A 13,250-nucleotide genomic window follows, 5' to 3' on the forward strand; every position below is an offset into this window, starting at 1 on the left:
GGCTCTCATTCTTACCAGCGACGTTTTCCCAAGTCAACGAGGAATCTCGACCGGGTCATTGGCCCACTCCGTGGGCGCCCTCCGGCCTCGGGGGATCGGGCTGTATTTCCGTGATTTCGATCTGGACTTTTTTCGGCTGGATCTCGACGACTTCGACCTTGTCGGGAACACCGACGGGGCACGGCAAGTCTACGGCGTAACTGCCGGGGGCCATTTTCCGCATATCGAGAACGAGGTTCATATCTGCCCGCGAAACCTTGTCCAATTGCTCGACGAAGCCGCGCAGGATCAGGGTATAGCTCGACGGCGAGACCAGGCAGTGCTGGTTGCTCGAGTTTTTCACCGTCAGCGGAAGGCCGGCGAACTGGCGGACGACCTGCGAAGCCGTCAGGCGGATTCCGACGATGACCGTCCCGGTGCCGGCAACGCGGACCGTTTCGACGGGGGGCTTGAGAAGCGCGGTGATACTGCCGGAAGACGTCATCATGGCGAGATCGATCGGCATCGTCAGCAACTCGCTCATCTGCTCGAGAATTCTCCCCGGGCCGGTGATCGAGATATCCGGCGGCGTGACGTCGAAGCCTTCGAGACGGTATCCCTCCGGCGGCTTGTTGATGAACTGGGGCATGACGCGGATGACCTTGCCCGGATACCCCGCCTTCACCGTGATATCGACGTTGACCTTTTCGGGAACGACCTTCACGCCTTCGATGGTTTCGCCTGACGTCGCCAGCAGCAGAACGGGGCAGCTCTCGCTCACCGAGTTTCTGGCATTATTGAGAGTGACGACGACCTGCGCCACGGCAATACGCTCGATCGCCTCCTTCGAGCCTTCGACCGTCACCCGCCTTGGCGTCAGGTTCGGCATTTCGGAAAGGAAGCCCTCGTCCGTCTGCCCTTTGATCTCGGCGGAAATATCGAATTCCCGGCGGATGAGCGGCTCCCCGGTCACTTCGATCTGGGCCGGCTTGATCGAAACCATCGTCAGGCCGGGCGGGGTCGTGACCTTGAGAGGCAGCATGGCCGAGCCTGGCCGGAGCGAGTAGAGATCGACGCTGACCTGAACGAGATCGCGGCCGGCGATGATGAAGTCGCGGCGCGTCCCCGTGAGAACCACCTCGGCCATGGCCGCCTGGGGCAGAACGCGCATCAACTGCGGCATGTTCCGGTATTCGACCTTCGTCGTCACGGTTCGCCGGATCATCGGTGAAACGATGATGTTCACGTAGATCCAGAGCACAAGGGCAAGCAGGATCGTAACCAGCTTCAGATTGATTCGCATGGCTTCACTTGAGCGGCATCAACAGCCGCCTGTCCTTTATGACGCGTTTGAGGGCGGCCCGCAGGACATCGCGGACCTTCTCGCCGTTCAGGTCGCGAACGAGCTTTCCGCCTTTGGCGAACGAGATCGCGCCCGTCTCTTCACTCACGATCAGCGCGAGCGCGTCGGTGATCTCGGTGATGCCGACGGCGGCGCGGTGCCGCGTTCCGACTTCGCGAGCAAGATCGGAGTTCTGGGAGATGGGGAGGAAGCAGCTCGCGGCCTCGATGGTGCCGCCCTTCATGATCACGGCCCCGTCATGCAGGGGCGTGAAGGGCAGGAAGATCGTGCTGAGCAGCTCGAAGGTCAGCGTGCTGTGCAGGGGAACGCCTTTGTCGATGAACTCTTTCAGTCCGATGTCCTGTTCGATGACGATCAGGGCGCCGATGCGCTTTTTCGCGCAGCTCTCGATGGTCTTCGCGAGTTCCTCGACGAGCTCGGGAATGTTTTCGGGGTTGGAACTCTGCTCGCTCAGGATCGAGCCGCGGCCGATTTCTTCGAGGGCGCGCCGGAGTTCGGGCTGGAAGATGACGACGAGCGCCAGAAAGCCCGTGGGGAGGGTGTTCGAGAGAACCCAGTTCAGTGTGTTGAAATCGAGGTCTTTCGTGAACATCAGCAGGAGCAGGATGAACCCGAGCCCCTTGAGCAGATTGAACGCGCGGGTTCCCTCGATCAGCAGGAGAACCTTGTAAATTCCCCAGCCGACGATCGCGACGTCGAGCAGATCGATCAGCGAGACGTCGCGCAGCACCGCGAGGACGAATTGAAACAACATCATGGGTTCAGGCCGGCAGCAGTTCCATCTGTTCGAGGAGGGCGGCGATCCGGTCGCGAGTGGCGGCGGATGCGGGCAGCAGCGGGAGGCGGAATTCGTCCCGGATCAGGCCCATCAGGGCGAGGGCCGTCTTCACGGGAATCGGATTGGATTCGAAGAACATCGCCCGGTGCAGATCGAGCAGTTCGAAGTGGCGCCGAAGCGCGTCATCCCAGTTTTTGCGGAGCGCCGCGTCGACGAACTCCTTCATCAGCCTGGGGACGACGTTGGCGGTCACGGAAATCGTGCCGCACGCCCCGACGGCCATGAGCGGGAAGTTGATGGCGTCTTCGCCGGAAAGCAGCTCGAAGCCAGCCGGCGCGGCGCGCAGGATGTCCATGGCCTGCTCGACGTTGCCCGAGGCCTCCTTGATTCCCTTGATGTTCGGGGTTCTGGCGAGCTCGAGCACCGTGGCGGCGGTCATATTCATGCCCGTGCGTCCCGGAACGTTGTATAGCAGCACCGGCAGCCTTGTAGCGGCGGCGACGGCCTGGAAATGCGCGATCTGGCCGGCCGGCGTCGGCTTGTTATAATACGGCATCACGACCAGCACGGAGTCGGCGCCCAGCGTTTCGGCGTTGCGCGTCATCTCAACGGCGGAGGCGGTGTTGTTGCCGCCCGTTCCCAGCATCAGGCCGATCTTTCCGGAAACGCGGCCCGCGACGAGCTCCATGAGACGCATCTTTTCCTCGACCGAAAGGGTCGGCGATTCGCCCGTGGTTCCAACGATGACGAGGCCGTCGGTGCCGGCTTCGAGGTGCAGATCGAGAAGACGGAAAACGGCATCCCGGTCGATCTGACCGTTGTGGAACGGCGTGACCAGGGCCGCCCATGAACCTCGGAACGTGGTGCGCGGCATTTCGGACCTCCCGTGCGGGGTGTGGTGAAAAATCCGTCAGGCCGGATATACCGGGCCTGATCGTTGGAAACTATATCACACTTTCCTCTGATATTCACAACCTTCTTCTCAGAGAAACGAACATTTTCAGCCGACACCATAAACTGTGTTTCCAGCGTATCAGCGCACGCATCTGTTGACGGAACCCGGCATTCGGGGTATGCTCGCGAGGCGCCGTATGTCACACAATCAGATTGAAACAGGAATGGTCCTCAAGCCGTTGCTCGTGTGCTGCTGCCCCGAGCAGGGCACGGAGGCAGACCCGCTCGTCGAGCTTCCGGCGGTCGCCGGTCTTGCGCCATGGGAAGTCGCCCTGTCGCTTTCCGCCCAGGCCCGCGGCCTTCTGAGACGGATCGCCCCGATGGCGCGGACGTTTTGCGCTCACGAAGCCGACGAACTGATCGGCGGTCTCGGCCGTTTCGACCTCGTCGCCGTAACACCGCTGAGCCTCAACACCCTCGCGAAATTCGCTCTCGGCCTGCGCGACTCGTTTCCATCGCGACTGCTCGCCGTTGCGGCCGAACGGGGATTGCCGATTCTTCTCGACGAGCGGCAGATCCCCGCCGCCGACTCATCGCTCAATCCGCATCTCATGAAAATCTATCGCCGCTACTGGGATCAGGTTCGCCTGGGCACCGTCCGGGAGTTTCATCCCGACCGTCTTGCCGAAGCCGTCGCGGCGGTAATCCGTACCAGGCAGGCCGTCGAGCGGGCCGTGCCGGCGTCGGGCCGCGCCGTCATCACGCGCGACGACGTCATCCTTGCCCAGTCGGCTCTTCAGCCCCTGCGCGTTCCTCGCGGCGCGATCGTCACCGATCTGGCCCGAGAGGAAGCGGCCGCCCGCGGCGTTTCATTCTATTTCGAATAATATATAATATATCAAGGAGCCCTTCCATGGACCGCATGTTGTCGAAACCCCTGCGCGCCTTCTGCGACGACGTCGCATCCGACTCATTCGCCCCCGGCGGCGGCTGCGTCTCCGCCGTCTCAGGGGCCCTTGCCGCGTCGCTCGGGCACATGGTGCTCCTGCTCACCTGCGGGAAGAAGAAATACGCCGAGTTCGACGCCGACAACACGGCGCTGAAGAGCGTCATGAAGAAGCACCAGGAAGCCCTCCTGGCCTGCGTCGAACGCGACATCGCAGGGTGCGACGCGATGCTGGCGGCCATGGCGCTGCCGAAAGAAACCGACGCCGACAAAGCCGCCCGCAAACTCGCCATGCAGAAGGCAAGCAAGACGGCCAACGAAGCGCCCCTCGCCATCTGCGAAGAGGCGATCGTCCTGCTGCGCTCGCTCGACGCATCGGTCGGGAAAGTCAACCAGAACGCGATCACCGACTGGGCCTGCGCGGCTCTCCAGGCATACGCGGCCCTCGAGGGCGCCGCCCTGAATGCGAAGATCAATTGCGGCGGCACCGGCGACCCGGTGTATGAAGCGGATGTCCGCGGGAAACTCCGCGCCTGGCTCGACGAGGGCCGCCGGCTGATGGAGTCGGTGCGGGATCGCGTTCATTCGGGTCTTGACGCGACGAACTGACCGGAAGCTCGTCACGAAAATTTCACTCGCTATTAGTACATTCAATATATTGTGCCGCATCACATCCGAACGGTCGCAGTTGCGATGCGACTGAGATCTGTAACACGTCCCCCTTTTCCTCCCGTGCTTCGATACTTCAGCACGAACGGGAACGGAGGGTATCGAATATGCAGATAGATCGTCGTGATCCTTGTGCGACGAGTAGAAATGCTTGTGACCATGGGCGTGGGCGAGCCCCCTGCTGCGGCAGAGCAGGCTTGCCGGTCCGACCGGCACGATTTCAATAGCGAATGAAATACATGCCGCGAATGAGCTTCGACGCGGGTATGGCCCGCGTCGAGAAGCTGTATTCTCTGATGGATCCCTGTCGCCTCTGTCCGCGCGAGTGCGGGGCTCGAAGGCGTTCCGGGGAAACGGGGTTCTGCGGCGCGGGCCCCGTGCTGAAACTCGCGTCATGGAACGCGCACCACGGGGAGGAGCCGCCGATCTCGGGCACACGCGGCTCGGGCACCCTGTTCACGTCGCACTGTACGCTGGGGTGCCTGTTCTGCCAGAACTTTCCCTTTTCCCAGCTTCACAACGGCGAGGAGATTCCGCCCGAAAGGCTCGTGAAGATTCTGACGCTGCTCGCACGGCGCGGCGTCCACAATTTCAATCTGGTCACCCCGGCACATTTCGCCCCGCACCTGCTCGAAGGCATTCTTCGGGCACGCGAGACGACGCCTCCCCTGCCCATCGTCTACAACACGTCAGGCTACGAAAGCCTCGAAGTGCTCGAACTGCTCGATGGGCTTGTGGACATCTGGCTTCCGGACATCAAATACGCCGACAACGAGGTCGCCCTGAAACTCTCCCGCTGCGCCGACTACGTCGGGCATAACCGAGCGGCGCTGAAGGCGATGTTCCGAATGACGGACGGCGGAAACCTGGAACTCGATGACGACGGACTCGCGACAGCCGGCATGATCATCCGCCACCTCGTGCTCCCGGAGCGCCTTTCCGGAACGAAAGCCTCGTTCGAGTGGCTGAAATCCGAGCTCGGAACCGGCGTTCATATCAGTCTCATGTGCCAGTTTTTCCCGGCGTTCACATCTCACGACGTTCCACCGCTTGACCGAGAAATCACCCACGATGAGTATCTTGAAGCGATCGAGACCGTCGAACGTCTGGGTTTTGAAAACGTTCTCGCCCAAGATCCGGAAGAACACGGCGGGGCCTGAAAAGTGAAACGTGAAGATTGAAGGATGACGAGGGCGGTATTTATATATTGTTTTCTGTTGCGGGGATACGGAGGTGGGTGTATACTTTCCGCGCGAGTTTCTACTCTGAAGTTCTCTACCTTTCAGGAGGCTTGAATGTCTGGTCATAATAAATGGGCCAAGGTGAAGCACGTAAAGGGCAAGCTGGACGCAATCCGCGGGCGCCTCTTCACCAAGATCATCAAGGAAATCACCATTGCGGCGCGCAACGGCGGCGGCGATCCGGACAGCAACCCGAAGCTTCGGGCTGCCATCCAGAGCGCGAAGGATGCCAACATGCCCCGCGATAATGTCGACCGAGCCGTGAAAAAGGGCACGGGTGAACTGGAAGGTGTGAGCTACGAAGAAATCACCTATGAGGGCTACGCCCCCGGTGGAATCGCCGTTCTCGTCCGCACCCTCACCGACAACAAGAACCGCACGGTCGCCGAAGTGCAGAAGATCTTCAGCAAGGGCGGCGGCAACATGGGCACCCCCGGTTGCGTCTCCTTCATGTTCGAGAACAAGGGTTTCTTCTTCATCTCGAAGGAAGAGAACCCGAAAGCCACCGAGGACAGCCTGATGGAGATCGTTCTCGACACCGGATGCGACGACCTCAAGGACGTCGGCGACGGGTTCGAGATCTATTGCAACCCCGCGTCCTTCCTCGACATCCGGCCGAAGCTCGAAGAGAAGGGGCTCAAGATCAGCGAAGCCCAGGTTTCGATGATCCCGAAGACGACCGTCAAGGTCGCGAGTGCCGACGTTCCCAAAGTCATGAAGCTCATCGACCAGTTCGAAGAGCATGACGACGTGCAGAACGTCTACCACAACGGCGACATCGCCGACGCCGACCTCGAGGCCGCGGCCGCCGAGTAAACAGGCATTGAAACGAACGGCGCGGGTTTTCCGCAAGGAAGACCCGCTCGTTTTTTCTCCGTCCCTGTCCATGTCGCACGGCAAACCAACATCTGTGGAAGGTCAGCATGATTGAAACGTTGCGGGGGAAGCTGGTTTCGAAGTTTCCGCACAAGGCCGTCGTCGACTGGAACGGCCTCGCGTTCGAGGTCCTGGTGCCGTTCACGACGTCGAAAGCGCTTGCCGAGCCCGGCGAAACCGTGACGCTCCAGTGCCATCTTCACTGGCGCGAGGAAGGGCCGCAGCTGTTCGGCTTCGCGTCGGAAGACGAGCGGGCGTTTTTCCGGCTCCTGACCCGCGTGAACAAGATCGGCCCGAAGCTGGCTGTGAACATCATGTCCGCCGCATCGGTCGACAAGCTCGTCGAAATGATCATGAGCGAGGACGTGCGGAGCCTGACGTCGCTGAAGGGCGTCGGGCAGAAACTCGCGTCGCGGCTCGTCATCGAGCTGAAGGAAAACGTCGCGAAGCTCGGCATCGGAAGCAGCGAGGCCGCACTGGCGCGCGCGGCCGCCGGGCAGACGGCGGCCGCCGGAAAGCTCGCCTGCGAGCGCGATGCGCGCGACGCCCTCGAGAATCTCGGATATACCGGCAAGGAGATCGAACGAGCGATCCGCGACGTTTCGGCAACCCTTCCGCCGGATGCCGATCTGCAGACCGTCGTCGAAGCCGTGCTGAGATTCTTCGCCTGAAGCCATGCGCAAGCGCACGAAACACCCCGAATCGCTCCTTCCGCCGGATACGCCGTTTCCGGATGAAGAGCCGATCGGGGCGGAACCCGCCGAGCCGTCTGTCCTGACGCCGAAACCGATCGCCGAAGACGATGTCATCCTGCCGACCCTGCGGCCGAAGAAGTTCGACGAGTTCGTCGGACAGCGCGAGATCGTCGAAAAGCTCAGAGTTTTCATCTCCGCCGCCAGGCAGCGCGGCGAACCGCTCGATCACACGCTTCTCCTCGGCCCGCCGGGTCTGGGAAAGACCACGCTCGCCAACGTGATCGCCGCCGAGATGGGCGTGCAGATCCGCATCACGTCGGGCCCCGTGCTGACCCGCGCCGGCGACGTCGCCGCGCTGCTGACGGGCCTGCGCGCGGGCGACGTGCTGTTCATCGACGAGATTCACCGGCTCAGCAAGACGGTCGAAGAGGTCCTGTATCCCGCCATGGAGGATTACCATTTCGACGTGCTGGTCGGCAAAGGACCGACGGCGCGAAGCCTGCGCCTGAAAGTCCAGCCGTTCACGCTGGTGGGCGCCACGACGCGAGAAGGCGACGTCGCCGCGCCGCTCAGGGGGCGGTTCGGCGTGGTGTCACGTATCGACTACTATTCAACAGAGGAACTGACGGCCCTTCTTCATACCGTTTCGAAGCGACTCTCCTACCCCGTCGACGATGCAGCGGCCGTCGAGATCGCGAAGCGCGCCCGCGGCACGCCGCGCGTCGCGATTCGTCTGTTCAAGCGGATGCGCGATTTCGCCCAGGTCGAAAAGCAGCCGACGATCGACACGGACACGGTCGCCCGTGGCATGGCCCTTCTCAAGGTCGATCGGCTCGGTCTGGATTATGTAGACAGGCGTATACTCGAAGTGCTCCTCCGCCGGTTCGACGGCGGCCCGGTGAGCCTCGACACGCTGGCCGTCTCCGTCGGCGAAGAGCCCGACACCCTGTATGACGTGTACGAATCGTTCCTGATCCAGATCGGGTTTCTCGCCCGCACCAACAGGGGCCGCGTCGCCACCCGCCATGCCTGGGAGTATATGGGGCTCAAGCCGCCGGCCGAGACGCCGGCCGATCAGCAGCTCCGGCTGTTCGACGACTCACCCGGCAAAATATGACGTTTTGAGCGTTCTCACACGCTCTATCGAAACCTGCAGCGCGCCCCGTTCGCCCTGAGCTTGTCGAAGGGCGAGAGCACTCGTGCTTCGACAGGCTCAGCACGAACGGCATCGAGCATGCAAGTGATTGTTGTGTTCGTTGAGAGACGAGTTGTAGCGTATCATCAGCAACATTTCGCACCGCGACCGAATGGGTATTCCGCGTCTTTCTCGCGTGCCTGAGAAGTCAGGACGCTTCGCAGAAATTTCACGCCGTTTGTTCTTGAAAATCTCTGACGCCATCAGCTTGTCGGCTACGATTCTGAAACGCGGAAGAATCTTGCAGAAGGAGGCCGGCATCTGCTAGCATGGTTCCGCTAAGTCGGTTTATACGAACTGCCGCGATGCGGTTTGTTCATGTGGAGGAATCATGGGTAAATACGTTTTTTCCCGCTCTGCCGTCGTGTTTCTGCTTCTCGCGTTCGCGTTCATCCTCACGGGGTGCGGCGGGGGCGGCGGCTCTACGAGCGCTCCGCGTGAACAGCCCCCTGAAGCCGCCGTGCGCGAACTGCTCGCAAGCTGGAAGAACGGCGCCTCGGCGCCGTATATCGCCATGAATCCTTCGGCCCCCCCGCGCGTCGTCTTCCAGGCGGAACCAGCCCCGACGGCCTCGGATTCCCTCCGATTCCGCGATCTCAGCGGCAACGAGTGGAATTTCCTCGTCGTGAGCATCACCCGGCCATCCTCCACCCGCGCCGAAGTCCGGACGTCGACCTCGGTTGGCTTCAATTCATCCGATCCCGAGGCAACAACGGCATACATCACCTTCATCATGGCCCTCGACGAGGGCTGGTGGTATCTGAGCGACATGATTCTCGAGCTTCCGCCCGTCATCGTCGTCACCAATAACGGCATCGAAGGCTACGTCAGCGAAAAGAACAATCCCGACGTCCGCCTCCAGGGCGCGAACGTTTCCCTTTTCCAGGGCCAGACAAAGATCGCGGAGACGGTGACGGACGAGAAGGGATATTACGCGTTTTCCGGGCTCTATCCCGGCACATATACGCTCGTGTTCACGGGCGGCGGCTACGAGTCGCTGACCATCACCAACGTCGTCGTCAATTGAAAAGAGAACGCATGATGTTTTTCTTGTTTTTGAAGGAGTCGAAAAAATTATGAAGCGGTGTTTCATTCTCCCGGCGGTTCTTTTCGTCCTCGTGTCGGTCGTTCTCATCGGGTGTGGAGGGGGCGGAGGAGGCGGTGGCGGCAACCCCGTCGCGCCCACCGGAGAAGCCCGGCTCGTTTCCCTCACCGGGAGGGTACTGTTCAACAGCGTTCCCCAGGCAGGCGTCAGCGTCTACCTCTACCGGGCCGACGAGGCGGAAATAGCCGGCCTGACCGAGCAGTATACGGCGAACGCCTCGGTGCGCGGATCGCTGCTTCCCGAATCGTCCGCGACCGAACGGACCACGACGACCGACGCCAACGGCGTCTACCGGTTCGACGGCGTGCCGGAGGGCGAATACACGCTGATGGCTCAGAAGTCGGCGACCGAGCGGGCGGCGCTCACGAAACTCGTTTTATCTTCGGTGAACGGCGCGGTCACCACGAAGGACGCGTCGCTCCAGCCCACAAGTGATATAGCAGGAACGATATCCGTCAGCGGCGTCACGGATCTGACCGGCGGCCACGTGTATCTTCTCGGCACGTCGTTCAGCTCCGTCACCGACAGCGCCGGCAACTTCAAGATTTCCTACGTGCCGACAGGAACGCCCTTCCAGCTGATGGCCAATTTCAGCGGTGCCGTTCTTTCACAGCCGATCACGATCGAGGCCGTGGCGGATTCGACGACGGGCAGCCCGGCACTCACGTTGCCGCTCGTTCTGACGAAGCCCGTCGCGCTCGGGAACATCGTCGGCACGGCAACCCGCTCTCTGTTCATTCCCGGCGATGCCCAGAGTCATTCGGGCACCCTGGTGTATCTGCTGCAGAACGGCATGTTCATCAACATGACCGAAACGAACCAGTACGGCGTCTACCGGTTTTTCAACCTGCCCGCCGTTTCCCCGAACAACGTGTATCAGCTCAGGTTCGTTGCGCCCAATTACGTTCCTTCGTCGTCCTTCATCGATGTGACGGTTGCCCCCAATACCGTCACCGAGGCAGCCCAGGTCACCCTTGCTCCCCGGATCCAGTCATCGGTTCTCGGGCGTCTGAGCGGCCGCGTTCAGAAGCAAAGCTTCCTGAGTCTCGATCAGGAAACGCACGCCGTGCTTCTGGGCCTTGCAACCGGCACCACCTCTGCCGACAAGATCGTCTTCAACGTGCAGAGCGACGAGCAGGGCTCCTTCCTCTTCACGAACATCCCGATCGGCACCTACACGCTGTTCTGCGCCGATCCGAACTACGTGCTCGCCGGAGGCCCCATCCTGCGCGAGGTGCGCGCCCCCATCAACGATCTCACCTCCGCTCCCGCCTTCCAGCTCGTTCCGGCCGCGACGGCGAAGCGCCTGGGCGGCCTGACCGGCCGCGTCGTCCGCACCCAGTTCGTCGACGCCGAGGACGATTTCAACGACGTGATTCCTCTCCGCATCGCCACCGGCACCCGAGGCCTGCCCGGATATTTCGAGATGTCCGCGATCGCGGATGCCGACGGCAATTTCGCGTTCATCGGCGTTCCGGTCGGAACCTATTCCCTGTATTGCGCCGATGCGGAATACATCTTCTCCCCCTCGAACCCCGTCGCAACCGCTACGGCAGGAATTCCTGCCGTCAACAACGGCCAGTTCAACCTGATACCGAACCCGGGTTTCGGCGGCTATGGAAGACTCGTCGCGACGATCACCACGCCGGTCGCGTTCATGAACCAGCTCCGTGTGACCCTGGTCTCGCAAACCACTCCCGCGAACAATCGGGAGGTTTCGACCTTCCCGGTCGCCGGCGGGCTGTCTCACAGCCTCCTCGTCCGCGAACTGCCGGCCGATTCGTATGTCATGAAGCTCGAACGAACCACCGGGTATGACCTCGCACCTCACGCGCCGATCGTCATCGTTGCGAACACCCCGAAGATCGCGCCGCAGATCTATCCGACGATCGACATCAAACCGAGAATCGATTCCATAGCGACGACGACAAATCAGATCACCGTGTTCGGCGCCAGCTTCACCGCGGACTGCCGCATCGAGCTTTCCCATCTCGGTCAGGAACCCTGGCAGCAGATTCCGACCGGTTTGACGGCACCGAACCTGAATGGAGACCTTTCCACGATCCGCGGCGGCTACTACGCGCTTCGCGTCGTCGTGCCGAACGTCGAGATTCTTCAGACAACGTATCCGAGCGCCATCGCCATCGAACCGAAGCCGGTTACGGGGCTCGTCGCCGTAAGCACCACCCAGGCGATCGAGACGAACTGGGCGCCGCAGAACGGTATCAGCCTGTATGAAGCGCGCATCTACCGTGCCGGCCAGGGGGTTCCGCTCCAGGTCGTGAAAACCTCCGAATCGGTCGCTTCGTTCACCGGTCTGAAGCCCGGCACCGCCTACGACATTTCCGTCTACAGCGTCGCCGACAGGCTGTTGAGCGCTCCGACAACCGTTCCCAACATCATGACCCAGGCAATCCTCCCCCCGGCATCCAACACATATAATATTCCATTGTATATGGGGATGCCCCAGGGAGTGGCCGTCGGCAGCGGCTGCGTTTACTTCGCCGGCACCGACGACGCCGATCAGATCCATAAGATTTTCCGCGTGAATACCGTGAACGGAAATATCACCAAAGTTGCTCCGTTAGCAACTGCCGTCGCTATCCTGTATGGGGGCCAGAATCTGTATGTGGTCGAAAACAATGCAGGCAGTTATTCGGTGCGCATTTACGACCCGATCGCACTTTCCGGCTCTGCCTTCGTCTTTAACGCCTGGGACAGCAGCGAAATCGCCATAGCATACAGTCCTCTGACATCGAGGGTCTATTGCGCCCGGACAACCTTCGGCGGCATTGCAACGATGACGGAACTGAACTCCACCACCATGAGCGCCGTGCGTGAAACCCCCCTGCCCTTCCTGATGAGTCCGTCGAACCTCCAATGTCAGGTAAGTTCCGACGGAACATCCGACGGGGTTGTCGTCGGGTATTCATATCAGAACATGAGCGACAACTACAGTTATTTCCGAGCCTACTATCCCTCGACGACAACATTGTCCGGGCAAATACGTTACGGGACGTCAGGCAGTACGCTCGTCAAGCTTCTGCGGGAGCCGAGCGGAAGTTTCTATGCCTATACAAGCTTTTCCGGCTACACAGGATATGAATTCAAGCCCACGCTGGACGGGCAGTACGTCTCGAGCATCGCAGGCACGTATGACGTCGACACCAGGTTCATTCTCGACAACAAGGCAAACCGCTGGAGTGCCCAGGGGAATCGCGTGCAGGCGTTTGCGCCGGACAACACCCCGCTTCGCAGTTACACCATCGGCGTAAACGCGGGCGAAACCTACTATGACCCGGTCACACGAAAGGTTTTCGTTCTGAGTTACACGAACCCCAACCTGACCGCGATCCGGTTCGACGCTGATTTCTGACCTGAACCGCCAAGAGCCGCGGGCCCACCCGGGTCCGCGGCTTTTCGTCGATGCGACATTTCTATTTGAAAAGATATCTTTTCTGGTTCATCCGAATCTTGCGTACTTTTCACGACAACTTGAAAAAGTGGAC

11 protein-coding genes are annotated in these 13,250 nt (G+C 61.0%); 8 read left to right on the forward strand and 3 right to left on the reverse strand.

What is annotated here, in order from left to right; genetic code table 11:
• Positions 1-55 precede the first annotated feature (55 nt).
• From PLU72_18480 to dapA, 3 genes are read right to left on the reverse strand one after another with little or no spacing between them, the layout of a single operon-like run.
• A complete protein-coding gene (locus PLU72_18480) occupies positions 56-1,282 on the reverse strand; it encodes a CdaR family protein (protein HOT30171.1) in 1,227 nt (408 codons plus the stop codon).
• 4 nt (positions 1,283-1,286) lie between these two features.
• Positions 1,287-2,099, reverse strand: coding sequence for a diadenylate cyclase CdaA (cdaA, locus tag PLU72_18485; protein ID HOT30172.1), 813 nt, complete (start codon positions 2,097-2,099; stop codon positions 1,287-1,289).
• Between the two features lie 4 nt (positions 2,100-2,103).
• Complete coding sequence (dapA, locus tag PLU72_18490; GenBank protein ID HOT30173.1) at positions 2,104-2,994, reverse strand: 4-hydroxy-tetrahydrodipicolinate synthase; 891 nt, start codon at positions 2,992-2,994, stop codon at positions 2,104-2,106.
• Between the two features lie 217 nt (positions 2,995-3,211).
• Between dapA and PLU72_18495 the strand changes: the two genes are divergently transcribed.
• The 8 genes from PLU72_18495 to PLU72_18530 all read left to right on the forward strand — a co-directional run bounded on the left by PLU72_18495 (position 3,212) and on the right by PLU72_18530 (position 13,117).
• Complete coding sequence (locus PLU72_18495) at positions 3,212-3,901, forward strand: flavoprotein (GenBank protein HOT30174.1); 690 nt, start codon at positions 3,212-3,214, stop codon at positions 3,899-3,901.
• 26 nt (positions 3,902-3,927) lie between these two features.
• Positions 3,928-4,569 (forward strand): cyclodeaminase/cyclohydrolase family protein, encoded by a 642-nt coding sequence (locus PLU72_18500; GenBank protein ID HOT30175.1) that lies wholly within the window; start codon positions 3,928-3,930, stop codon positions 4,567-4,569.
• A 299-nt stretch (positions 4,570-4,868) separates the two neighbouring features.
• Positions 4,869-5,789 carry a radical SAM protein gene (locus PLU72_18505; GenBank protein HOT30176.1) on the forward strand — a complete coding sequence of 307 codons (921 nt, stop codon included), beginning with the start codon at positions 4,869-4,871 and terminating at the stop codon, positions 5,787-5,789.
• Between the two features lie 135 nt (positions 5,790-5,924).
• Positions 5,925-6,686 carry a YebC/PmpR family DNA-binding transcriptional regulator gene (locus PLU72_18510; protein HOT30177.1) on the forward strand — a complete coding sequence of 254 codons (762 nt, stop codon included), beginning with the start codon at positions 5,925-5,927 and terminating at the stop codon, positions 6,684-6,686.
• 107 nt (positions 6,687-6,793) lie between these two features.
• On the forward strand, positions 6,794-7,417 hold the full coding sequence (ruvA, locus tag PLU72_18515; GenBank protein ID HOT30178.1) for a Holliday junction branch migration protein RuvA: 624 nt from the start codon (positions 6,794-6,796) through the stop codon (positions 7,415-7,417).
• A gap of 4 nt (positions 7,418-7,421) precedes the next feature.
• Positions 7,422-8,558 (forward strand): Holliday junction branch migration DNA helicase RuvB, encoded by a 1,137-nt coding sequence (ruvB, locus tag PLU72_18520; protein HOT30179.1) that lies wholly within the window; start codon positions 7,422-7,424, stop codon positions 8,556-8,558.
• Positions 8,559-8,967: 409 nt separating this feature from the next.
• Positions 8,968-9,663 carry a carboxypeptidase-like regulatory domain-containing protein gene (locus PLU72_18525; protein HOT30180.1) on the forward strand — a complete coding sequence of 232 codons (696 nt, stop codon included), beginning with the start codon at positions 8,968-8,970 and terminating at the stop codon, positions 9,661-9,663.
• A 49-nt stretch (positions 9,664-9,712) separates the two neighbouring features.
• Positions 9,713-13,117, forward strand: coding sequence for a carboxypeptidase regulatory-like domain-containing protein (locus tag PLU72_18530; GenBank protein HOT30181.1), 3,405 nt, complete (start codon positions 9,713-9,715; stop codon positions 13,115-13,117).
• Positions 13,118-13,250 lie beyond the last annotated feature (133 nt).

The organism is Candidatus Ozemobacteraceae bacterium (assembly GCA_035373905.1).
Lineage (GTDB): Bacteria > Muiribacteriota > Ozemobacteria > Ozemobacterales > Ozemobacteraceae > MWAR01.